Source organism: Flavobacterium arsenatis (genome assembly GCF_031456785.1).
Classification (GTDB): Bacteria; Bacteroidota; Bacteroidia; order Flavobacteriales; family Flavobacteriaceae; genus Flavobacterium; species Flavobacterium arsenatis.
The window spans coordinates 75,901-98,454 of sequence record NZ_JAVDVI010000013.1; the positions used below are offsets into that span (position 1 = coordinate 75,901).

The following is a 22,554-nucleotide window of genomic DNA, read 5'->3' on the forward strand; positions in this document are numbered from 1 at the left end:
GAAAGTTATAAGTTGTGTGCTTTTTTTGTGACCAATCATGTTTATTTCAACTTTTACCAATAACTTTATGAAGATTTTTGTTTACATATTTATGATTATTTTTTCTTCTTGCTATTCACAAAAAAACGACAAAAAATATCAGATTGGACAAGAAATAAAATATTAAGGTGGTTTTTTATTGGATAAAGGCAATTTTGATACTGATTTTGGTATTGCCTTTTCTTATTCTGAAACTCACAGTTTTCTTTTATTTTTCAAAATTGAAAACACAAAAAAAATCATAATCGATATTTTAAAAATTGATAATAAAGATTTAAATGGAAATAAACTAATAGAATATTGTTACTCTAAAAATGGAGCTGATTCTGAATTAATAGCTATTGTAGAATCCTCAAATAGCCACAACGAATTTTACACTAAAATACTAAAAGCTTGGCGAGCCAATCGTGAAAGTGAAAAATTTGAAAAAGTTAAGCCGGAAAAAATAAAAAAATGTAATAATGAAAGTTACGGAATATAAAAAATTGAAGAAAATATTTTACATACTAATCACTCTATCTATTGTAAGTTGCAAAAACATTGTGCAAAGTAAACCTCATACGCAAAATAGTATAGTTACTGATACAGTTGCACCTCTATTAGCAGAAGAAAACGGAATGAAAGTCGATACACTCACCATAAAAAGCAAGCCTTTTCTGCTAAATAACTTGTTATGCAATTGGAAACATTCTTTTTTGATTTACAATAATTACGGCCTTGATATAGAAGCAAAATTATACGATTACAAAACAAAAAAAATTATTTTAGAATATGAAGAAAGCCCAAAATATCCTGAATATTACTACGACTATAATTCAGAAACTTATTTTGACAGTATAAACAAACATTATTTTAAAGATTTCAACTTTGATGGCTTTAAAGATTTTTCTATTTATAGTTATGGTAGTATGCCAATGACAAGCGGAACATCAATATACTTGTTTAATAAAAAAACTAAAACTTTTGATTTTTCAGAGGAGTTATCAGATAATACAATTGAAGAAAGAGATTCTATAAAACGAATATTAAAAACAACTAGCTGGAATATGGAATATCAATTTGAGAAAAAACATCATTTTGACAGTAAAGGAAAAATAAATTTTACAGAAGCTTTTACTTATCCAAACGATACGGCAATTGTGTATTACAAAAAAATAATAGATGGTAAAATTATAGAACAAAGAACGGAAACAATAATAGAATAAAAAACAGCACAGACCGCCATTATAAATTATTCATTTGGTGGAAAACAAAACCTACAACCCTTAACGAATAACCTAAAAACAAATAACAAATATTTTTTTAACATATAACACCAATGCATCCAATCTTAAACAAAAATCTATTCCTAGTAAAAGAACACATCGGGATGTTCAAGGCGGCCAACAATTTTGACATCTTTGACCCGGAAACCAACCAGATGATCATGACCACCCGTGAGGACAACCTGGGGTTCTTTACCAAATTGTTCCGCTTTACGGATTATAAACGAATGACACCGTTTCATTTGGAAATCAAAACCACATCGGGCGAAAAAATTATCAGCGTCAAAAGAGGTTTCACCATTTTCCGTTCGGATGTAGAAATCTTCGATGAAAAAGACCGCTTGATTGGCTTGTTCAAACAGCAATTCTTCTCCTTCGGTGGAAAATTCAACATCGAAGACAAAGACGGAAGACCCATCTGTACGCTTCAAGGAAAATGGACCGGTTGGGATTTCAAATTCATGAAAGATAATTTAGAGTTGGCTCACGTGAGTAAAAAATGGGCCGGAATGGGCCGCGAACTGTTCACATCAGCCGATAATTATATCCTGCAAATCCAAGACAACGTAAAACCAGACGACACCGTTCGCCAGCTTATTCTTGCCGCCGTGATGTGTATTGATATGGTTTTTAAGGAGTAATATAGTTTTCAGTCGCAGTTTGCAATTGTACTTACTGAAAACTGGGACTGTAAACTGCGACTCAAAAACATAATCTAACTATTTCTTTATCAGCTTAATTGTTTTTGTAGTGTTCTGATTTTGTAATTGCAATATATAAATACCACTTTGAATATCTTCAACAGAAAAAAATGGTTCCGTCAATACAAGTTCCTTTATTTTTTTTCCTGTAATATCGATGATGCTACAGGTCGTATTTTCTTCAAAATTGGAAATATTTACGATGTTTTCTGTTGGGTTAGGATAGATAAACCCTGTATTTGAAAAATTCGCTATGCCTAGGTCATTTTGCCTTTTTCCTATAAAGTGTTGTCCTCCAGTACCTGTTTGCTCCAGGACAAAACTTCCCAAAGTCAATGATGGTGTAGTAAACAATCCCGAATAAGAGTAGGCCCCATCAGACACATCAAGTATCTGTACGGTAGAATATTGTGGAATTTGTGTATCACTAAGTTGATAAAAATTGGATGCAATTCCGTTGCCGTCGTATTGTATGGAAAACATTCTATTGCTAAAATCTTCATTCTCAAAAGTAAGACCATCACCAAAGGTGATGCGTTTTGCATAAGTACCCGACACATGGATGTTATTTGCACTGTCAATATACAACTTATCAAAACTATTCATACCATTGCTGACATTTGGTGAAGCATCAGTAGAGGTTCTACCAATTTTTACCCAGCCAACCGCTCCTGAGGTATTGTACTTTGCTAAAAAACTACCTGAAGCCAATAAATTTACCGACGTGCCACTAAAATTTGCCATTGAATTATAAATATTACCCGTAAGATATACATTATTCAAATTGTCTGTAACAAGATCGAAAATTCTTGAATGTGCTGCCGAAGAAGTAACAGCTGTGGAAGCCCAACCAAAATTTCCTTCTGAATCATACTTTGCCAAAAAGAGATTGGAATTATACAAGGAAGCATTCTTTGCTATCGTTTGTGTTCCAAAAGTAGTAGAAGGACAATGAAAAACACCTGAAACAAAAACATTTCCGTCATTGTCAACAGCCATTCCTCGTGGCTGTGTTCCAATTCTATGAGGGTCAGATATACTGGAAGTTCCATTGTAGGTGGAAGATTTTATCCAAAGTGGATTTCCGCTCGTGTCCAACTTGGCTACAAAGGTTTTATCCATAAAACTAACCACGGCTACATAATCTATTGACGGAGCTGTAAGGTTATCAAGCGTATAACTGTTTCCGCCATAGGCAGCTGCCAGATACAGATAATCGTTTTTAAATTTTAAAATAGGACCACCGAAAAAATTGAATGATTTGCTCCATATTACATTACCCTCCAAATCAAGTTTTGCAATAAAGGCCTTATCACCACTTGTTGTCTCATAGGTATCGGTTCCTATGGTTGTGGTTCCCGAGTAATAGCCGGTAACATACATAAAAGCATTGCCATCGTATGTAACAGAGGTCAGAGCTTCATTCTTTGAGCCACTAAAGGTTTTTGCGTATAGAAAATTTCCATCAGCATCAAACTTTGCAAGATAACTGTCGTAATATTTCCATTCTGGGTTTGGGCTATCTTCACTAGAATTTGGTAATTCTACATCACCAATACTTAAAATGTCTGAATTAAAAGAGCCAACAACATAGAAATTCTTATCAGCATCAACAAATGAACTGTTCGATGAATACAGGGAGCCTGGTATTTTTTCTGCCATTGCCCAATTTTGAGAATGCCCGTTAAAGGAAAACAAAACACAAAGAGTAATCAAATTAGTAATTTTTTTCATAAAATGTAGGTTTTAGATTTTTTATAAAACATTAATAATAAGCTATCTACCAAATGTATAATTTTTTTTCTTACCTTTTCTTTTTTATGAAATTTAGTATTATGTTTATAAAATAAAATCTTGCTCAATGAAAAACTTTTATTTTTTTTTGTGCCTTCCCAACCTTTTCCTCTAAAAACCACTCTATATAAAAAACAACAATTGTGATAGACGAAAGATTAATAACAGAGTGCAAAAAAATGCATCGTGGTTCACAACGACAGATGTATGAGCTTTTGTCGCCAAAGCTCTACCGAACTTGCAAGCGGTATTTGAAAAAGGAAGAGGAAATTGAAGAAGTCATGGCCGATGCTTTCTATACTATTTTCACCAAATTAGACCAATTAAAGGAAGTTCTAGCTTTTGAAGCTTGGGCCCGAAAAATAACGGTCAACCAATGCCTCCTGACACTCAAGAAAAACGTCAACTTTAACATCTATCTGGATGATATGAAGCTTGAACCAAAACTGGAAACCCCAGAAGAAACCGTTTTGGATGAAGAAGATTTGCTTCAACTGCTCAATCATATTCCCGAAGGATGCAAAACGGTTTTCAATCTTTTTGCGATTGAAGGCTATTCCCACAAGGAAATTGCCAACATGCTCGGCATTTCGGAAGGAACATCTAAATCACAATTGAATGTTTCAAGAACGAAATTGAAAGAATTAGTGAACAATTTGTATTATCAAAAAGCAAAATAGTGATGGAAAATCAAGATAAATTATACGAGCAATTTCAGCAGGCTTCCCTAAAAGCTGAAGGCAAGGACTTTCCCGGAATGGACAAAGTCTGGGCAAGGGTCGAGGACAAACTGGACCATAAAGTACTCAAAAATGAAAATAAACTCTGGAAAAAAATAGCCGTCGCCGCTTCATTTCTACTTCTTTTCACTTTAGGCTATCAGGTTTTTAAAGACGACTCGGAAATTATTACACCTGAAAATTCAGTGGTAAACGAAGAAATTGAAACAATAAAAACAGATACTCCAATTATCGAGACGGACAAGCTCGAAGGTTCACAATCCATAGTCAATTCGGCGAAAGCCAAACAAATCATTCAAGATAAGATTGTAACACAGGAAACTGTTGCCGTTGTAGAAAATGAAATTCAAGAAACTGCAGACCAAATTTTTGAAGAACCTGTTGCCAAGAATTTTGAAACCGACAATGTTGCAGTTAGCCAAAATAGAAAAAAAGAAAAAAGTGCTGGATTTTTTAATACTCCAATCTATGATGCTATAAGTGTGAAAAGCAATTATGTGGAAAAGAAAAAGGATAGTATATCTGGAGAACAAATTATAGCCAAACCAAACCCACTTTTAGTTGTAGATGGAAAGTCAGTTGTGAACCGAAATGATGACCCATTAGATAAGCTTTTGAAAAAATCGAATACTCGAAATGAAGAGGTTGAAACCTTTGAATACTTGAAAGAGCCCTTATACATCATCAACGGAGTGGAATATACAGAGGAAGAACTTTTTGGCAAAAATCCAACTAGTCCTTATTATCCTCTTGACAAACAGGAAATTATTTCTACAACGATTTTGCAGGGAGAAAGTGCCACGAACTTGTATGGAGAGAAGGGAAAAAAAGGCGTTGTTGTTGTCGTGACGAAAAATGGAAAACCTTTGAAGAAATGAGAACATTAATCTACTTGTTTTTTTAAGCACGACAGTTTTTGCGCAAAAAAAAGCAACGGAAATTGTTTATCCAAACCGTGACCTAGCAGTTGTTGATGGCAAAGTCGTAAACTATATTTTTTGACGGAATTGATGCCGATGAAATTGAATCGCTTTCCATGTTAGGGAATCCGCTCTACATCATCAACGGTGTGGAATATACCGAGCAGGAGCTTTTTGGTCCGAAGCCAACAAGCCCTTATTATCCATTGATCGAACAAGAAATTACTTCCATAAATATTATCCAGGCAAAAAACGCCATTAAATTGTATGGTCAAATGAAAGGACAAAGCGGTGTTGTGGTTATTGAGACCAAGGATGGAAAACCTGTAAAGAAGTGAGCCAACTCTTTGTTAGTGGTTTAATTTAACCGTAAAACAAAGGCTTTACGCAATCACGAAGCTTTGGGACACTAAACATCCGTATCTTATATTCAGAACTTGGAATGCAACAATCACAATCTTAACCCAATTAAAATCTTTTCCGCAACGGATGGGCTACCTTTAAGAAAAAAAAAAGTCATGTCAGGAAAAAACAAAAAACAGTTTGGGGTTTGGATGGATTCGCACAGTGCAACAATCGTAGGGAAGGAAGAAATTGAAAATGGGGAATTTATTATCTTGGGTAATGTGAAAAATTCTGGACCAGACAATAACTCGAATGAAAATGCTTCGAACAATCAGGAAATAGCGTTGACGCAAAAATTCTTCAAGGAAATTGTCAGCAAGATGCCCAATATTGATGAAGTTCATGTTACAGGAACCGGACAAATTCAAGGGCAATTTATAAAATTCTTGGCCGAAACACCACAATACAAAGATGCTGTTTCTACCGAAAGTACCTCAAACAGAATGAGCGGCGATACGCTTTCGGGTTTCATCACAAAGCATTTCAACTAGAAAAATTTTATAGTTATTATGACCTTAAACGAAAGTTTAGGGTCTTTTTTTTTATCAGCAAACTTAATTTTTATGTTCAAGTTTATATTTTTCATAAATTCGTGACAGAGACAAATAGTAAAACACAAAATATAATTCCCGATGAGCGACCACAAGAAATCATTAAAAGAAGAACAACAAAAAGAATTGATTGCTATTTTAAAATCCCGATTTGAACAAAACAGCTCCCGCCACAAAGGCCTGGATTGGCAAAAAATACAAACAAAATTAGAAAGCAATCCTGCAAAATTATGGTCGCTGAATGAGATGGAACGAACCGGTGGAGAGCCTGATGTTGTGGGTTATGATACGAAAACGGATGAATATTTTTTCTATGATTGTTCAACAGAAACTCCAGCAAATAGAAGAAGCTTTTGCTATGATCGAGAAGCTCTTGACAAAAGAAAAGCCAACAAACCCGCCAATAGTGTTGTTGATGTGGCAAAAGAAATGGGTATCGAAATCTTGACCGAAGAAGAATACCGCCAGTTGCAACAACTCGGAAAATTTGATTTGAAGACGTCGAGCTGGATTAAAACCCCCGAAGCCATCCGGAAATTAGGCGGAGCTCTTTTTTGTGATTGTCGTTATGATCAAGTATTTGTGTACCATAACGGAGCCGATTCCTATTATGGAGCAAGGGCTTTTCGTGGAGTATTGAGGGTTTAAGATTCATATAAATTAACGATATGAACCTACAAAAATTATATACATCAACCCTAACACTTCAAAGAAACGAATATTTGAAAGCGGCTAATACTACAGACACCAACATCTATTTTGTTGAAAGCGGAAGTTTAAGGATTTTTATTTTGGATGGTTCCGAAGAACAAGTCATTCGGTTCGGCTATCCCGATAACATTATTGTAGCTCTTGATTCTTTCTTTTTGGAAAAACCATCTGAATTTTACATTCAGGCTCTTAAAAAAACAATTGTGAAAGTGATTCCTAAATCTGTTTTTTATGAATTTGTAGAACAATCTGAAGAAAACAAAAAAGTATTCATCAAGATGCTTGAAGACCTGATCCTCCAACAAATGGAACGTGAAAAAGACATCCTAACAAGTTCGCCAAAAGAACGTTACAATAGAGTTTTGGCGAGAAGCCCACGATTGTTTCAAGAAATTCCCAACAAGCATATTGCCAACTATTTGCGAATGAGTGCAGAAACCTTATCACGGTTGAAAAAATCTTGATTTGCGTCAAGATTTAAATGTTTTTATTGCTTGAACTTTGCCTAAAAATCAAAAACATGAAAGTAAAATCAGAAATATTGTTATCTGAATTAGTGCAAATATCTCAAGAAAACATCAATTTCGCTGAAGTCTTAAAAGCAAAATCCGACAACGAACTCAATTGGAGGGCAACTTCTACTTCTTGGAGTATCCTTGAATGTTTGGAACACCTAAATTTATATGGTGATTTCTATCTTCCTGAAATAGAAAGGGTAATCCAAAAAGCAACCAGCAAAAATGATCCTTTTTTTAAAAGTGGCTTTCTAGGAAATTACTTTGCAGAAAGCATGTTACCCAAAGAGAAACTCAACAAGATGAAAACCTTTAAGGATAAGAATCCTTTGAACAGTAATTTGAGCCGAAATACGATAGACCGATTCATCAACCAGCAAAAAAAGATGTTGGAATTACTAGAACGCTCCAAAAGCATTAGCCTGAACAAAGAAAAAACCCAAATATCTATAACTATATGGATTCGATTGAAAATTGGCGACACCTTCAGGTTTGTCATCAACCATAACATCAGGCATTTAAAACAGATCGAAAGAATAGCGGATTCAGAAAATACTATTAGATAAATAAAACTGAATGTTTTTTCATAAATTCGTTCAAGCTAATTCATTATACAATTATGAACAAAGACATTCAAGCATATAACGAAAAGCAACTCCCAGAAGATACTGCTATTTGCAACAAACTTTATGAAGTCATCAGCCAAAATCTTCCAGAAGCCGAGAACAAAATTTGGCATGCTCATCCGGTTTGGTTTCTTGACGGAAATCCAATTGTTGGCTACAGCAAACTCAAAGATGCCGTGAGATTATTGTTTTGGAGTGGCGAATCGTTTAAGGAAGAAGGGCTAAAAAAAGTGGGCAATTTCAAATCGGCCGATGCCCGATATACTTCCGTAAAGGAAATTAATGTGGATGATTTGAAACGTTGGCTCCAAAAAGGAATTAACATTCAATGGGATTATAAGAATATCGTGAAACGGAAAGGCGTTTTAGAACGATTGAAGTAATTACTCCCTTTACGAATTCATTAAATTTTAGGAAGATCGATACAAAAAACCGTCCCCTCTCCTATTTTACTTTCCACTCGGATGGCTCCATTGTTCTGCTCAACCATATCCTTGCAAAGCACCAAACCTATCTGATGGCCTTTTTCGCCAGTGTTGCTGGTTGTAATGGTGTGTTCCAGATTGAACAGTTTATCAAGGTCTTTTTCGGCAATTCCAGGTCCTGTATCGCGGATGCAGATTACAATTTTATCATTCTTGGTTTCGGCCTTAACGATAATTGAATCATTCGGGTTGCAGAATTTTACAGCATTTGAGATTAAATTTCGAATAACGACATTGATCATATTCTTATCTGCGAAAGCAATAACAGGTTTCTCGATGGTGTTTTCTATCCTCAATTGTTTTATGTTGATTTGGGTTTCAAGAAGCCTAATATTGGCATCAACTTGTTCCTTTACATCAAATGAAGTCGGTTTTACAACAATCCCATCAAGCTGACTTTTAGACCATTCAAGAAGGTTGTCCAGAAAGACTGCCGTGTTGTAAATCGTATCTTCCAATTGCGACAGGAGCTCCGTTAGTTCAGCCTCGCTCAAATCGCCTCTTCTGTATAATCCGAAAAGCATTTTTAAAGTTGCCAACGGACTTCGCAAATCGTGGGAAACAATAGAGAAAAACTTGTTCTTGACTTTGTTGAGTTGTTCCAATTCATCATTTTGGACAATAATTTCCTTGTTGAGGGTTTCGAGCTCAATGTTGACACTGGCAATTTCCTCTTTTTGAGACTGCAAAAGTTCATTTATCGCTTTCTTTTCCTTATTTCGAATATAATAAAGAATCAGCAACATCACCACAAACAACAATAGTACAGAGGTTATGAAAATGGTCTTTACATAATTGGTATTCTTGGCCGCTATTTGGGAATTGTCTTTAACCAAATTATCATTTTCCGAACGGATACGTTCAAAATCTGCAAGAACAACATTTTTGGTCGTTTTTTCAGAATTCAAACTATCAATCACGGTCATTAATTTGGTTTGATATTCTAATGCTACTTCAAATTTTCGTTGTTCCTTATTGATTTCAATTACAAGAGGCAGGGCTTTGGACAAAACCACCAAAAAATTAGTCCGAAGTGCATTATTATATACTTCCATTGCATAAGGCTCGGCCTTTTTATAGTCCTTCAATTGAATATAAGCTTCGGCTATAGAAATAAGAACCGCATCTTTGTGGTATTCATTTTTAATTTCCCGGTTGATTTTTAATGCAATTTGAAACTGTTTCAAAGCTTCGTTGTAATTTTTCTCGATGGCATCAACCTGTCCCAAACCCCATCTGGCTAATGCAATTTCGCTCGGGTTTTCTATCTTAATGGCAATTTCAAGACCTTTGCTATAATGTTCTCTTGCCTTTTTGTTGTCTTTGAGTTCCTTGTAGGTATTTCCAAGTGTAAAATAACCATGAGCAATTCCTTTCTGCTCTTTACCCTCGATAGCAGTTTGAAGTGCAAGTTTGAAATAGCTTTCGGCAACCTTATATTGTTCTATATCATAATAAAGCGATCCAAGGTTTACATAACTCTGATTGATGCCTTTCTTAAATTTGATTTCCTTATATAATTCCAGTGCTTGAAGTATGTTTTTGATAGCTTCTTCCTTATTATCTAATCTGTCGTAGGCATAACCGATGCTTCCCAAGGCACGTGCCATTCCGTTTTTATGGTTGATTTGCTTTGCTTTGACATAGGCCGTCGAAAAGTAAAAAAGTGCACTATCGGTGTTATTGCGAAGTCCGTGCGAAATTCCCATATCAACAAAACCATGAACAACCAAAGTATCTATACCTAATTTATCGGCAAGAAGTCTGCTCTTATTGGCATAATAGAATTTTTTCTCGGCATCAGTGAAGGTATAGGTCGTTGATAATTTGGTATATATTCTAAGGCGGGAAGTATCCGAAGTACTTTTTTTTAATTCTTCCAGAAGCTGATTCACATTTTTATCTTGGGCATATCCGAAAAAAAAGCACAATAGCAGCAAAACGGAGATGGAAAAGTGTTTCATTTTTTTTCTATGCAACATGGCTTGAATGTTAGATTAGGGTGTTTCTTAACAGTCGGAACATTTTTTGCTAAAATAAATAAAAATTGCTTCAAAAAAATCGTTTACATCTGTTTTTCAGGTATTTCCACAAAAAACACAGTTCCTTTTCCCAATTCGCTTTCTACTTTTATTTTACCTTTATTTTGCTCAACCATATCCTTGCAAAGCACCAGTCCTATTTGATGGCCTTTGTCTCCACTTGCACTTGTGGTGATGGTGTGTTCGAGATTAAAAAGTTTCTGAAGTTCTTTTTCGCTGATTCCCGGACCTGTATCTTTTATGGTGAGATACATTTTATCGTTGCTATTATAGGCTTCAATGGAAATTATATCTCCCGGATTACAAAACTTAACAGCATTCGAAATTAAATTACGAACCACTACATTGATCATATTGGCATCGGCAAAAGCCATTGTGTTTCTTTCTATGCTACTCTCTATTTTCAAACCTTTCAATCGCACCGCCGTTTCAGTTAGTTGGATGTTTTCGTTAATCAATTTGCCAACTTCAAAATTTGCCGGATTAACCACAATTCCATCCAGTTGGCTTTTGGACCATTCGAGCAAATTGTCTAGAAAAACCGACGTTGTATAGATTGTGTCTTCCAGTTTTGCAAGCAATTCATTTAGCTCATTTTCATTGAGTTGACCTTCCCTGTAAAGTCCGAAAAGCATTTTCAAAGTAGCAAGCGGACTTCTTAAATCGTGCGAAACAATCGAGAAAAACTTATTCTTGACCATATTCAACTGCTCCAATTCTGTGTTTTGAACGGCAATGATTTCCATCTGGGTAATAAGCTCCTCGTTCAACATTTCGAGTTCCTTGTTGATCTCTGAAATCTCATCCCTTTGCCTTTGGAGCAAAAGATTGGTCGCTTTCTTTTCCTGATTTCTCTTGTAATAAAGTACCAACAAGATTACGACAAACAATAAAATGATTGAGGTTATGAAAATGGTCTTTACATAACTGATATTTTTGGTTGCAATGATTTGATTGTCCTTCATAAGACCCTCATTTTCCGAACTAACCCTGCTGAATTCCGTCAGAACCAAATGTTTTAACTTTTCTTCTGCCTTGATGCTATCGGTCAATTCAATAAAATCGTTCTGATAATCATAAGCTTCCTTATAATTGCCTTGGGCTTCCTCTATTTTCGTATAAAGCCAAACCGCCTTAGATCGCATCGATAACGATTTCATTATCCTGCTGTTTACTTCGGCTCTTTTGGCATATTCCTTTGCTTTCTTATAGTCTTTCAAGCCTAGGTGTGCCCTTGCAAAAGAAATTAAAACGGCACTTTCATGAAAAGTATTCTTTAATTCGATGTCATGCTTTAAGGCGATTTCCAAATTAGGCAAGGCTTCCTTAAAACGTTCTTCCTTTATGTCCACTCGGGCAAGTCCCCATCTGGCAAGAGCAATACCGTTGATGTCGCCAATCCTTTCTCTTATTTCAAGACTTTGCTGAAAATAGTTCTTGGCTTTTTCAAATTCGCCAAGTTCCAGACAACCTCCTCCCAGAGAAAATAATGCAGATGCAATTCCCGGCTCATGACCAATTTTTTTATAGCTTTCAAGAGCCAAAAGATCATAGGTTTGTGAAACTTCATATTCTCCAAGATCGTGATAGATCCCACCAATATTGATGTAGCATTGGTTAATTCCCTTTGCATAATTGACCTTTTTATACAACCGCAACGCTTCCTTGTATTTGTCAATTGCTTCTCTTTCGTTGTCTATCTTTTCATAAACATATCCCATGCTTGCCAAAGCTCTTGCCATTCCGCGATCGTACTTTATTTTTTTGGCCGTCTCATATCCTTTTGAAAAATAAAAAAGAGCACTGTCCATCACGGTTTTGATGGCGTGAGTTCCACCCATGTCAATATAAGCTTCCACTACAAGGGTATCCACCTTTAGCCTTTCGGCGATTTTTTTATACTCAACTGCATAATAGTATTTTTTGTCCTGATCCACAGAGCCATAAGCCGTGGTAAGTTGTCGGTAAATCCTCATACGGGCTGTATCAGGCTGATTGGGTTTTATTTCTTTTAAAAGAGCTTCAACTTTTGTAGTTTGGGCTAAAGCCGATAAGCAAAAAGGCAAAAAAAGGACACAACTAAACAGCCATTTCAGTTGGTTGTAAGAGGTTGCTTTTAGCATTTTGCTTGTTTTAGGGGTTAAACTTGAAGGTAGAGAATTAAGGTATTTCTCTAACGAGCTAAAGATACTAAACTTTTATAAAAATTTTCACTTCTTCGCAACAAGAAATTATCAAACATCATTAAAATAGCATTAATTATAGAATATTTAAAACCATGCCAATATCCAATTATTCAAATTTACTATCTTTAGCAAAAAACAAAAATATGGATTTTACTAAAAAAATGTTACGTGATGATGCCTTGCAAGGCAAAGTAATTGTGGTTACAGGTGGCGGAAGTGGCCTTGGAAAAGCAATGACAAAATATTTCCTGGAACTGGGAGCCAATGTTGCCATCACTTCCCGCGATTTAGAAAAACTCAAGAAAACAGCAAGCGAACTTGAAACCGAAACAGGCGGAAAATGTTTGCCATTGCAATGTGATGTCCGTCATTACGATCAAGTCGAAAACATGCTTGAGGAAACCTTGAAAGCTTTCGGAAAAGTGGACGTTTTGTTGAACAATGCTGCCGGAAATTTTATTTCTCCAACCGAAAGATTATCTGCAAATGCTTTTGATACTGTAATAGATATTGTTCTGAAAGGCTCAAAAAACTGTACCTTGGCTTTTGGAAAACATTGGATTGATAGCAAACAAGAAAGCTCAACTATTTTAAATATTGTTACCACTTATGCTTGGACAGGTTCGGCCTATGTTGTTCCAAGTGCTACTGCAAAAGCAGGCGTTTTGGCCATGACAAGGAGTTTGGCTGTTGAATGGGCAAAATACGGAATCCGTTCGAATGCAATTGCTCCAGGACCTTTCCCTACAAAAGGAGCTTGGGACCGATTGCTTCCAGGTGATTTAGCCGAAAAATTTGATATGGCAAAAAAAGTGCCTTTGAAAAGAGTTGGCGACCATCAGGAATTGGCAAATCTTGCGGCTTATTTGGTTTCTGATTTTTCTGCCTATGTAAACGGCGAAGTGATTACAATTGATGGTGGAGAATGGCTAAAAGGTGCCGGACAATTCAATCTTTTGGAAGCCATTCCCGAAGAAATGTGGGACATGTTGGAAGCGATGATTAAAGCAAAAAAGGATCGATAGTTTGAAGTTGAAACAATTTTACAACAAACAAAATATTCAAAGTAAGGTTTGCGTTTGAAAAGTATACATAATATTATGAAATCAAACTTTACTTTTTTGTTAGCACTTCTATCCTTTGCAACGAATTGCTTTTCTAAAAACGATCCAAAATTAGACATCACAACTACAAATAATTATGAAAACACATCAAAAGTGATTCATGTTTTTGTGGCCTTGTGTGACAATAAATACCAAGGAATTGTTCCGGTTCCAGCAAAAATTGGCGATGGCCAAGATGCCGATAATAATTTGTATTGGGGTTGTGGATTTGGAATTAGAACCTATTTCAAGAAAAGTTCTGAATGGAAATTCTTGAAATCAGAAAAAATGAAAGGCACCGTTTTGGAAAGAGTTATTTTTAAACATACAACCAAAGATGTGTATCTGATTGCTGATGCCTATGATGGAAAAGAAATTAAAAAATGTACAGAAGATTTTTTAAACAGCAATTCGGGCGACTTGAAAAACACCATTAAAATAAACGATAAAACGCTTGGTATTTATGGAAATTCCGCATTGGTTGCTTATATTGGACACAACGGATTAATGGATTTTAAACTCAATAAATCCTACACAAATACCGACGGAAAAAAGCGTGATTGTATTATTTTGGCTTGTAAAAGTAAAAGCTATTTTTCAGCTTATATCACAAATGCAAATTCAAATCCTCTGGTTTGGACAACTCAATTTATGGCACCCGAAGCCTACACGATCCATGATGCAATTTCTGGATATGTTCTAAATGAAAATGCAAATCAAATTAGGGAACGAGCGGCAAAAGCCTATTCTAAATTTCAAAAATGCAGCTTAAAAGCAGCAAAAGGTCTTTTAGTGGCTGGATTTTAATTTTTTTTGAATCTATTTTAATTTCATCTATATCTTGCAGCTTTAAAAAGGTAATTATTACTAAAAAACACCATCCAAACACAATTGCATCCTTTTGAATTTCAATAGAATAAATAACTTAAGTTAAATTAAATCCTTATTTTCAGAATATAAATTTCGTTAATTTTTATGTTTTTTTTGTTTGGATAAACTACAGTGCTAGATTGCTATATTACCTTGCTTTAACTTGAAGTCTCTATCAATAAATTAACAAGAAAGCAAAATTATCACCTTTACAATCAGTACATTAAAAATTACAAGATTGTTAACAAATAACATTTTCATAAACCATAATAAATCGTACTTTTACGACTCAATTTTTGAAGAAAATAAATGGGCAAAATCATTGCAATCGCCAACCAAAAAGGTGGTGTAGGAAAAACAACTACTTCGGTAAATTTAGCCGCGTCACTTGGTGTATTAGAAAAGAAAGTATTACTTATTGATGCCGATCCTCAAGCGAATGCAAGTTCGGGTTTGGGAATTGACATTGAAAGTATAGAAATAGGAACCTACCAAATTGTGGAACACAGCCACACGCCAGAAGAGGCAATTATTGCTTGTTCGGCTCCAAATGTGGATGTAATCCCGGCTCATATCGACCTTGTTGCCATCGAAATCGAATTGGTGGACAAGGAAAATAGAGAATACATGCTCAAACAGGCATTGGAAAGCGTGAAAGACAAATATGATTATATATTGATTGACTGTGCTCCTTCTTTAGGATTACTGACATTGAATGCTTTAACGGCGGCAGATTCTGTTATCATTCCAATCCAGTGCGAATATTTTGCCTTGGAAGGTTTAGGGAAATTATTGAATACCATCAAGAGTGTTCAAAAAATACACAATCCAGAATTGGACATCGAAGGTTTGTTGTTGACGATGTTCGACTCAAGACTTCGCCTCTCCAATCAAGTGGTTGAGGAAGTTCAGAAGCATTTCAACGATATGGTTTTCAAGACCATCATTCAAAGAAATGTGAAATTGAGTGAAGCACCAAGTTTCGGCGAAAGCATCATCAATTTTGATGCAACAAGCAAAGGAGCAACAAATTATTTGAGCCTTGCTCAAGAAATTATAAAGAAAAACAGCTAGCATAGAATGACAAAAGCGGTAAAAAAACAAGCATTAGGTAGAGGTTTATCGGCATTATTGAAAGATCCTGAAAACGACATCAAGTCGGTTGAGGACAAAAATGCAGATAAAGTTGTTGGTAATATCATTGAGCTTGAGATTGATGCTATCGAAATAAATCCATTTCAGCCAAGAAGTAATTTCAATGAAGAATCGCTTCAGGAATTGGCCACTTCTATTCGTGAATTAGGTGTAATTCAACCCATTACGGTTAGAAAAATGGAATTCAACAAGTTCCAGTTGATTTCGGGAGAACGAAGACTTCGTGCTTCTAAAATCGCCGGATTAACGGTTGTTCCGGCTTATATCAGGATTGCAAACGACAATGAATCGCTTGTTATGGCCTTGGTGGAAAACATCCAACGTCATGATTTAGACCCTATTGAGGTTGCCTTATCTTATCAAAGATTGATTGATGAAATTCAATTGACACAAGAGCAAATGAGCGAACGTGTGGGAAAAAAACGTTCTACGATTGCCAATTACCTTCGTTTATTAAAACTTGATCCGATTATCCAAACGGGAATACGTGACGGATTTATCTCCATGGGTCATGGCCGTGCCATCATCAATATTGAAGATTTGGATGCACAGACAGACATCTACCAAAAAATAGTAAGCCAAAATCTATCGGTTAGAGAAACGGAAACTTTGGTAAAAAACTACCAGGAAAGCCTTAAACCAAAAACCACAGCAAAAGCCAAAGCTTCATCATTCGATATCAACGAAGAAGAAAAGAAAGCCATCACAGGTTATTTTGGAGCAAAAGTGGATGTGAAAGTTGCCGGAAACGGTAAAGGAAAAATCACCATCCCATTTCATTCGGAAGAAGATTTCAAGAGAATTATCAAACTAATAAAAGGTTAGTGACTAAATATATTTCCATACTGTTCTTGCTTTTCATTACAGGAAACATTTCGGTTTTTGCCCAGGTAAAAAAAGACGAGTTTCTTGTCTTGGCAGATACCGTAAAAGGCAAGGAAATCAATCCGCTTGCTCCAGCAAGAGCCGCTTTTTTGTCGGCTATTGTTCCGGGATTGGGTCAGGCCTACAACAAAAAATACTGGAAGATTCCAATTGTTTATGGAGCAATCGGAACCAGTGTTTATTTCTATTTTGACAATAATAAAAAATACCATCAATTCCGTGATGCCTACAAAATGAGGCTTTCCGGTCAAGACGATGAATTCAAAGGACAATACAGCGATGCTACCTTGATTAATGCACAAAGAACTTTTCAAAGAAATAGGGATTTATCCTTATTGATAAGTTTCGGACTTTATGCCTTAAACATCATCGATGCCAATGTTGATGCACATTTGATGCAGTTCAACGTAAACAACAACTTATCGTTTAGACCCGAAATTTACCCGAACGAAATCAACTACAAGCAAAATGTTGGGGTCACTTTAAACTACAGCTTTTAAAAAAATATTGATGAAGATTGCACTTTTAGGTTACGGAAAAATGGGAAAGGTTATCGAAAGGATAGCTTTGCAAAGAGGACACGAAATTGTATTGAGAAAAAGCAGTTCTGACACTTTTGAAGACCTTCATAAAGCTGATGTCGCCATTGATTTCAGTATTCCAGATGCAGCCGTTGCCAATATTTCAGCTTGTCTTGAACAAGGAATTCCTGTTATTTCAGGAACTACAGGTTGGCTTGAAAACTACCACGAAATGGTGAAATTATGCGAAGAAAAAAAGGGGGCTTTCATCTATGGATCCAATTTTAGCCTTGGTGTAAACATCTTCTTCGAATTGAACGATCATTTGGCTAAAATGATGTCGAAATTCAACCAATATAAGGTGGAGATGGAAGAAATTCATCATACTCAAAAATTGGATGCTCCAAGTGGAACGGCTATAACTTTGGCCAACAGAATCATCGAAAATTCCGATTATTCAAGCTGGGCTTTGGAAAATGCTAAAAATGATGAGCTTCTAATCAATGTAAAAAGGATTGAAAATGTTCCGGGAACGCATTCTGTTTTTTACAATTCCGAAGTTGATACAATCGAAATAAAACACACCGCCCACAATCGTGACGGATTTGCATTAGGATCAGTTATCGCAGCCGAATGGATTATTGGAAAACAAGGCGTTTTCACGATGAAAGATGTTCTTGAACTGAATTAATCGGAAACAAAATGTAACTTTTTCAAACATTTAAACACTTATCGTTTAGCATAAAAAGCTAATACTTAAAATTATCAAACAAATACAAAATATATGACACTCTATCAATGGTTTATATTTTTCCTGATCATTCAAATTGTTCACTTCATCGGAACTTGGAAATTATATGAAAAAGCTGGAAGGAAATCTTGGGAAGCGGCAATTCCAGTTTACAATGCCATCGTTTTGATGAAAATCATCAACCGACCAAGCTGGTGGACGATTTTGCTTTTTGTACCTGTTATCAACCTGATTATGTTTCCGGTAGTTTGGGTAGAAACCATCAGAAGTTTTGGAAAGAAAACCACTCTCGATACTGTTTTGGTGTTATTTACTTTAGGACTTTATATCTACTATATCAATTACACACAAGATGTTACCCATATTAAAGACAGAAGCTTGGTTTCGCCAACCAAAACAGGCGACACGATTAGTTCATTTCTTTTTGCCATTATAGTAGCGACCTTGGTACATACTTATGTGATGCAACCGTTTACAATCCCATCCTCTTCTTTGGAAAAAACACTTCTCATTGGCGATTTCCTTTTCGTAAGTAAATTTCATTATGGAGCCAGAACACCAATGACGACAGTTGCGGCACCAATGGTTCACGATACAATTCCTATCATCAACATAAAATCGTATTTGTATGATGACAATGAAGAAACGGCAAAGACTTCTTGGAAAAACAAGTTGCAATTACCTTACTTTCGATTTCCAGGTTTTGAAAAAATAGAAAAAAACGATATTGTGGTTTTCAACTGGCCAGCTGATACCCTATACAATATGTACAAACCTGCTGACAGAAGATATTGCAAACCCGTTGACAAGCGAACAAATTACGTAAAGAGATGTGTTGGAACTCCGGGCGATAGCTTATCTGTTAGAAATGGTGTTGTTTTTATTGATGGGAAAGAGCTTATTTTATCAGATAGAGCCAAGCCTCAATATTCTTACGATGCTAAAACAGATGGGACAGAATTAGACCGAACCTACTTGCTCAAAGAATTAAATATCACTGATGGTTTCGGATATATTAAAGCGGATAGCGTTAGATTTTTTGCCTTAACAGAGGAAAATATGCAACGGTTAAAAAATAATCCTTCCATTAAATCTATCAAGCGAAATATCTCTGAACAAGAGGATCCTAGCATTTTTCCTTTTACAAAAAAATGGAATCTTGACAATCTTGGACCAATATATATCCCAGAAGCTGGAAAAACAGTAACTTTAAACAGAGAATCAATTGCTTTTTACAAAAAAGTAATTGGGGAATACGAAGGAAATGATTTGAAAATTAATGGTGATGAAATCAGAATTAATGGACAGATAGCCAAATCTTACACTTTCAAACAGGATTACTATTATATGATGGGAGACAATCGTCACAACTCGCTAGATTCACGTTTTTGGGGCTTTGTTCCTGCAGATCATATCGTTGGAAAACCTGTCTTCATCTGGATGAGTTTGGACCAGAACATCGGTTGGAACAAAGCAATCGACAAAATCCGTTGGGATAGGATGTTTACAACTGTTGGCGGAGATGGCGAACCTTATTCCTACTTTAAGTTTTTCTTGATCGCATTGGTTGCTTATTTCGGAATCAGTTATTTCATGAAGAAGAAAAGAGCGAAAAGCTAAATTTGAAAAATAAAACTTTTTAAAAGTCATAATGTCAATCGGCTTTATGACTTTTTTGATTTAAATCTTGACACAAATGAACATCTTATTACATCCAACCTACTTTCCATCCATCAGTCAATTTGCAGCAATAGCTCAAGCCGAAACGGTTACGTTTGAAATGGAAGACAATTTCCAGAAACAGACCAATAGAAACAGGATGTATATTTATAGTCCGAATGGTATTCAGTTATTGAATATTCCGGTAAAGCATTCAGCCGAAAACAGCCATCAAAAAACAAAAGACATCAAGATTGAAACCGCATTCGACTGGCAAAAACAGCATTTCAAATCATTAGAAGCGGCTTACAGAAGTTCGCCTTTCTTTGAATATTTTGAAGATAATATTATGCCTATTTTTGAAAAGAAACATACTTTTTTGATGGATTTGAACCTTGAAACCATCGAGATAGTCTCGAAATGTTTGGGATTGAAATTATCGTACGGTAAAACAGAGGAATATTTCAGAGAAGTTGATTTTAGCGATTTCAGAAGTTTGGCAAATGGAAAAAAAGATACTTACCAATTTGAACCTTACACCCAAGTTTTTGAAGAAAAACACGGCTACATCAACAATTTGAGTATTCTGGATTTGCTATTCAACGAAGGAAGATATGCTTTGGATTATCTGAAAAAACAGCAATTATAATTTTTTGTCTTCAACCATAGAAAGTCGTGCCATTATTGGAAAATGGTCGGAATCGACAATCTCGATGAAGTTTTTGAAATTTTTGACCTGCATTCGCTTATCGGCAAAAATATAATCAATTCGGGCTGGATAATATTTGAAATCATAGGTTTTTCCGAAACCACTTCCCGCCTCTTCGAAACTGTCCTGCATATCGCCTCGGATCACTCGATACACATACGAAAAAGCACTGTTGTTCATATCTCCACAGATAATGATGGGATATTTACAGTCTTTTTTATGCTCCATAATAATCTCTGCCTGAAGCTGTTGTTCCTTAAAAGCTGTACTCATCCGCTTGAACATTCTTTGTGATTTTTGCTGATCGATACCGTTTATATCATCGCTTATTTCATTGACGTCTGGCGTTATCTTAATCGATTGCAAATGGATGCTATAAACCCTAATGGTGTCTTTACCCTTTTTTATATCGGCAAAAATCACATTGTTATTCGAATTTGGAAACACAACTTCTCCTTCATTAATAATCTTAAACTTGGAAAGTATGGCTTGGCCTGTTTTAATCTTATCCCCTTTTGAAAGGATGTATTTGTGTTGATATCGAGCATAATCAAACTCTTTTGCATTCGAAAACTCTTGAATACAAAGGATATCCGGATTGTTTTCCTTTACAAAATCTGAAATCTCAACAGGAACGGTTTCTTTATCCGACCATTCAAATTTATTAAACAAACGAACATTGTAACTCAAAACCGTGAAATCCGAAACTTCCTCTGGCAGATTTTTTTCAGAAAATTTATAAAATTTATTAATGAATGTAATTCCCAAGAGCAAAACCAGAGCTGATAAAAGTACCTGACGCTTGAATTGTATTCCCCAATAGATAAAATAAATGACATTCAAGATCAGCATCATCGGCAGAAATAAAGTCAAAACCGATAAAAAAGGGAAGATTTTTGGAGCTAGAAAAGGCAAAACATAGGCAACGAACGTCAATACAGCTAGCACTATATTAAAGAAAAACATTGTCTTGTTAAACCATGAGAGGTTTTTCATCTTGCCGATTGAGTTTATGAGTGAAATCTACGAATTATTTTCCAGCCTTGAACAAAAATTCCTTTTCATCCTTGGTAAGGCTGTCATAGCCCGATTGGCTTATCTTGTCTAAGATTTCATCAATTTGCTGCTGTGTTTTGTCTTTGGTTACAATCCTAGAAGCAGGTTCTTTTTTAGGTTCTGGCTTGTAGTTTTTATGCACTTTCTTGAAAGGTGTCGCCTTTTTGGGTTTGAATAAATTGACAAAAAAATCAATAACAACTGAAACGATTTTGCTTAAATCAGTTCCATTCTGTAAGGATTTTATAAACAGAAATCCAAAGAAAGCACCACCCAAATGGGCAAGATGACCACCAGTGTTTTCCAATGGCAATTGTATCAAATCGATTATAAGAATGAAAAGTGCAATGTGCCAAAGTTTTACATTTCCAATCAATAACAATCGTAATTCCATCAAAGGATTATAAGTTACTGTTGCAAAAAGAATCGCCATTACAGCTCCAGAAGCACCCACTAAAGTAGTGTTTGAATTGGCTAAAGCTGGAAAAATAAAATAACTTACAATGTAAATCAAACCTGCAAAAATACTTCCTAGAATATACAATCCGAACAATTGTTTCTGTGTAAAATAGGTCGTAAACAATCGGCTTGAAAAATTCAACATGATCATATTGAAGAGAATATGCAGGATTCCACCATGAAAAAAAGCATAGCTGATCAAAGACCAAGGTTTCCACAACAAATCGGAAGGATTCGAAGATAAACTTACGTAAGAAAGAAAATCAATCCGAATTTCAAACAATGATAAAATACCAAAAACAATATAGGGAATGGCGAATAATCCCACATTCCAGTAGATTAACCTATTGGCTACACCACCAATTCTATATTGCAATTTTAAATCCTCAATAATGCTCATAGACTA

General features: G+C 35.5%; 24 protein-coding genes. 19 read left to right on the plus strand and 5 right to left on the minus strand.

Annotated features, from left to right (window positions below):
- Nucleotides 1-178 precede the first annotated feature (178 nt).
- The 3 genes from J2X31_RS14010 (at nt 179) to J2X31_RS14020 (ending at nt 1,945) form a co-directional block, all read left to right on the plus strand.
- Complete coding sequence (locus tag J2X31_RS14010; RefSeq protein WP_310027469.1) at nt 179-520, plus strand: hypothetical protein; 342 nt, start codon at nt 179-181, stop codon at nt 518-520.
- Nucleotides 501-1,244: an XAC2610-related protein gene (locus J2X31_RS14015; protein WP_310027470.1), complete on the plus strand. Its 744-nt coding sequence runs from the start codon at nt 501-503 to the stop codon at nt 1,242-1,244. The genes J2X31_RS14010 and J2X31_RS14015 overlap by 20 nt, the downstream gene beginning before the upstream one ends.
- 113 nt (nt 1,245-1,357) lie before the next feature.
- Entirely contained in the window at nt 1,358-1,945 is a 588-nt protein-coding gene (locus J2X31_RS14020) for an LURP-one-related family protein (RefSeq protein WP_310027471.1), read from the plus strand.
- Nucleotides 1,946-2,023: 78 nt separating this feature from the next.
- Here J2X31_RS14020 and J2X31_RS14025 read toward each other — a convergent pair whose 3' ends face one another.
- Nucleotides 2,024-3,739 (minus strand): T9SS type A sorting domain-containing protein, encoded by a 1,716-nt coding sequence (locus tag J2X31_RS14025; protein WP_310027473.1) that lies wholly within the window; start codon nt 3,737-3,739, stop codon nt 2,024-2,026.
- 239 nt (nt 3,740-3,978) lie between these two features.
- On the opposite strand from J2X31_RS14025, the gene J2X31_RS14030 reads away from it, so the two are divergent.
- From J2X31_RS14030 to J2X31_RS14065, 8 genes are all read left to right on the plus strand, one after another.
- Nucleotides 3,979-4,479, plus strand: coding sequence for an RNA polymerase sigma factor (locus tag J2X31_RS14030; protein WP_310027551.1), 501 nt, complete (start codon nt 3,979-3,981; stop codon nt 4,477-4,479).
- 2 nt (nt 4,480-4,481) lie between these two features.
- Nucleotides 4,482-5,417, plus strand: a complete 936-nt coding sequence (locus J2X31_RS14035) for a hypothetical protein (protein WP_310027475.1) — start codon at nt 4,482-4,484, stop codon at nt 5,415-5,417.
- Between the two features lie 158 nt (nt 5,418-5,575).
- The gene (locus J2X31_RS14040; protein WP_310027476.1) at nt 5,576-5,797 is read left to right on the plus strand and encodes a hypothetical protein; all 222 of its coding nucleotides are present in this window, start codon (nt 5,576-5,578) and stop codon (nt 5,795-5,797) included.
- A gap of 180 nt (nt 5,798-5,977) precedes the next feature.
- On the plus strand, nt 5,978-6,355 hold the full coding sequence (locus J2X31_RS14045; RefSeq protein WP_310027477.1) for a hypothetical protein: 378 nt from the start codon (nt 5,978-5,980) through the stop codon (nt 6,353-6,355).
- A gap of 141 nt (nt 6,356-6,496) precedes the next feature.
- Nucleotides 6,497-7,063, plus strand: a complete 567-nt coding sequence (locus J2X31_RS14050; protein ID WP_310027479.1) for a DUF4256 domain-containing protein — start codon at nt 6,497-6,499, stop codon at nt 7,061-7,063.
- 20 nt (nt 7,064-7,083) lie between these two features.
- The gene (locus J2X31_RS14055; RefSeq protein WP_310027481.1) at nt 7,084-7,590 is read left to right on the plus strand and encodes a Crp/Fnr family transcriptional regulator; all 507 of its coding nucleotides are present in this window, start codon (nt 7,084-7,086) and stop codon (nt 7,588-7,590) included.
- Nucleotides 7,591-7,646: 56 nt separating this feature from the next.
- Nucleotides 7,647-8,207 (plus strand): DinB family protein, encoded by a 561-nt coding sequence (locus J2X31_RS14060; RefSeq protein WP_310027483.1) that lies wholly within the window; start codon nt 7,647-7,649, stop codon nt 8,205-8,207.
- A 53-nt stretch (nt 8,208-8,260) separates the two neighbouring features.
- Nucleotides 8,261-8,650 (plus strand): DUF1801 domain-containing protein, encoded by a 390-nt coding sequence (locus tag J2X31_RS14065; RefSeq protein WP_310027484.1) that lies wholly within the window; start codon nt 8,261-8,263, stop codon nt 8,648-8,650.
- 20 nt (nt 8,651-8,670) lie between these two features.
- Here J2X31_RS14065 and J2X31_RS14070 read toward each other — a convergent pair whose 3' ends face one another.
- Entirely contained in the window at nt 8,671-10,716 is a 2,046-nt protein-coding gene (locus J2X31_RS14070; RefSeq protein ID WP_310027486.1) for a tetratricopeptide repeat-containing sensor histidine kinase, read from the minus strand.
- Nucleotides 10,717-10,817: 101 nt separating this feature from the next.
- Nucleotides 10,818-12,917 (minus strand): ATP-binding protein, encoded by a 2,100-nt coding sequence (locus tag J2X31_RS14075; RefSeq protein ID WP_310027487.1) that lies wholly within the window; start codon nt 12,915-12,917, stop codon nt 10,818-10,820.
- 206 nt (nt 12,918-13,123) lie between these two features.
- Here J2X31_RS14075 and J2X31_RS14080 point away from each other — a divergent pair, with 206 nt between their 5' ends.
- The 8 genes from J2X31_RS14080 (at nt 13,124) to J2X31_RS14115 (ending at nt 20,573) form a co-directional block, all read left to right on the plus strand.
- Complete coding sequence (locus J2X31_RS14080) at nt 13,124-14,005, plus strand: SDR family oxidoreductase (RefSeq protein ID WP_310027489.1); 882 nt, start codon at nt 13,124-13,126, stop codon at nt 14,003-14,005.
- A 75-nt stretch (nt 14,006-14,080) separates the two neighbouring features.
- Entirely contained in the window at nt 14,081-14,890 is an 810-nt protein-coding gene (locus tag J2X31_RS14085; protein WP_310027490.1) for a hypothetical protein, read from the plus strand.
- 372 nt (nt 14,891-15,262) lie between these two features.
- Nucleotides 15,263-16,027: a ParA family protein gene (locus tag J2X31_RS14090; protein ID WP_310027492.1), complete on the plus strand. Its 765-nt coding sequence runs from the start codon at nt 15,263-15,265 to the stop codon at nt 16,025-16,027.
- Nucleotides 16,028-16,033: 6 nt separating this feature from the next.
- Nucleotides 16,034-16,933, plus strand: coding sequence for a ParB/RepB/Spo0J family partition protein (locus J2X31_RS14095; protein ID WP_310027493.1), 900 nt, complete (start codon nt 16,034-16,036; stop codon nt 16,931-16,933).
- Nucleotides 16,933-17,493, plus strand: coding sequence for a DUF5683 domain-containing protein (locus tag J2X31_RS14100; RefSeq protein WP_310027495.1), 561 nt, complete (start codon nt 16,933-16,935; stop codon nt 17,491-17,493). The genes J2X31_RS14095 and J2X31_RS14100 overlap by 1 nt, the downstream gene beginning before the upstream one ends.
- Nucleotides 17,494-17,503: 10 nt before the next feature.
- Nucleotides 17,504-18,205, plus strand: coding sequence for a 4-hydroxy-tetrahydrodipicolinate reductase (gene dapB, locus J2X31_RS14105; RefSeq protein ID WP_310027496.1), 702 nt, complete (start codon nt 17,504-17,506; stop codon nt 18,203-18,205).
- Nucleotides 18,206-18,298: 93 nt separating this feature from the next.
- On the plus strand, nt 18,299-19,885 hold the full coding sequence (gene lepB, locus J2X31_RS14110) for a signal peptidase I (protein WP_310027497.1): 1,587 nt from the start codon (nt 18,299-18,301) through the stop codon (nt 19,883-19,885).
- A 76-nt stretch (nt 19,886-19,961) separates the two neighbouring features.
- Nucleotides 19,962-20,573: a WbqC family protein gene (locus J2X31_RS14115; protein ID WP_310027499.1), complete on the plus strand. Its 612-nt coding sequence runs from the start codon at nt 19,962-19,964 to the stop codon at nt 20,571-20,573.
- Here J2X31_RS14115 and J2X31_RS14120 read toward each other — a convergent pair.
- Together J2X31_RS14120 and J2X31_RS14125 are read right to left on the minus strand one after the other, a co-directional pair.
- Entirely contained in the window at nt 20,568-21,629 is a 1,062-nt protein-coding gene (locus tag J2X31_RS14120) for an endonuclease/exonuclease/phosphatase family protein (RefSeq protein ID WP_310027501.1), read from the minus strand. The two genes, J2X31_RS14115 and J2X31_RS14120, sit on opposite strands and share 6 nt — an antisense overlap.
- Nucleotides 21,630-21,663: 34 nt before the next feature.
- Entirely contained in the window at nt 21,664-22,548 is an 885-nt protein-coding gene (locus J2X31_RS14125; RefSeq protein ID WP_310027503.1) for a rhomboid family intramembrane serine protease, read from the minus strand.
- Nucleotides 22,549-22,554: the final 6 nt, after the last annotated feature.

Coding starts and splice junctions, on each gene's coding strand:
- J2X31_RS14015 (WP_310027470.1), top strand. CDS start 501: ATGAAAGTTACGGAATATAAAAAATTGAAGAAAATATTTTACATACTA.
- J2X31_RS14020 (WP_310027471.1), top strand. CDS start 1,358: ATGCATCCAATCTTAAACAAAAATCTATTCCTAGTAAAAGAACACATC.
- J2X31_RS14025 (WP_310027473.1), bottom strand. CDS start 3,739: ATGAAAAAAATTACTAATTTGATTACTCTTTGTGTTTTGTTTTCCTTT.
- J2X31_RS14030 (WP_310027551.1), top strand. CDS start 3,979: ATGCATCGTGGTTCACAACGACAGATGTATGAGCTTTTGTCGCCAAAG.
- J2X31_RS14035 (WP_310027475.1), top strand. CDS start 4,482: ATGGAAAATCAAGATAAATTATACGAGCAATTTCAGCAGGCTTCCCTA.
- J2X31_RS14040 (WP_310027476.1), top strand. CDS start 5,576: ATGTTAGGGAATCCGCTCTACATCATCAACGGTGTGGAATATACCGAG.
- J2X31_RS14045 (WP_310027477.1), top strand. CDS start 5,978: ATGTCAGGAAAAAACAAAAAACAGTTTGGGGTTTGGATGGATTCGCAC.
- J2X31_RS14050 (WP_310027479.1), top strand. CDS start 6,497: ATGAGCGACCACAAGAAATCATTAAAAGAAGAACAACAAAAAGAATTG.
- J2X31_RS14055 (WP_310027481.1), top strand. CDS start 7,084: ATGAACCTACAAAAATTATATACATCAACCCTAACACTTCAAAGAAAC.
- J2X31_RS14060 (WP_310027483.1), top strand. CDS start 7,647: ATGAAAGTAAAATCAGAAATATTGTTATCTGAATTAGTGCAAATATCT.
- J2X31_RS14065 (WP_310027484.1), top strand. CDS start 8,261: ATGAACAAAGACATTCAAGCATATAACGAAAAGCAACTCCCAGAAGAT.
- J2X31_RS14070 (WP_310027486.1), bottom strand. CDS start 10,716: ATGAAACACTTTTCCATCTCCGTTTTGCTGCTATTGTGCTTTTTTTTC.
- J2X31_RS14075 (WP_310027487.1), bottom strand. CDS start 12,917: ATGCTAAAAGCAACCTCTTACAACCAACTGAAATGGCTGTTTAGTTGT.
- J2X31_RS14080 (WP_310027489.1), top strand. CDS start 13,124: ATGGATTTTACTAAAAAAATGTTACGTGATGATGCCTTGCAAGGCAAA.
- J2X31_RS14085 (WP_310027490.1), top strand. CDS start 14,081: ATGAAATCAAACTTTACTTTTTTGTTAGCACTTCTATCCTTTGCAACG.
- J2X31_RS14090 (WP_310027492.1), top strand. CDS start 15,263: ATGGGCAAAATCATTGCAATCGCCAACCAAAAAGGTGGTGTAGGAAAA.
- J2X31_RS14095 (WP_310027493.1), top strand. CDS start 16,034: ATGACAAAAGCGGTAAAAAAACAAGCATTAGGTAGAGGTTTATCGGCA.
- dapB (WP_310027496.1), top strand. CDS start 17,504: ATGAAGATTGCACTTTTAGGTTACGGAAAAATGGGAAAGGTTATCGAA.
- lepB (WP_310027497.1), top strand. CDS start 18,299: ATGACACTCTATCAATGGTTTATATTTTTCCTGATCATTCAAATTGTT.
- J2X31_RS14115 (WP_310027499.1), top strand. CDS start 19,962: ATGAACATCTTATTACATCCAACCTACTTTCCATCCATCAGTCAATTT.
- J2X31_RS14120 (WP_310027501.1), bottom strand. CDS start 21,629: ATGAAAAACCTCTCATGGTTTAACAAGACAATGTTTTTCTTTAATATA.
- J2X31_RS14125 (WP_310027503.1), bottom strand. CDS start 22,548: ATGAGCATTATTGAGGATTTAAAATTGCAATATAGAATTGGTGGTGTA.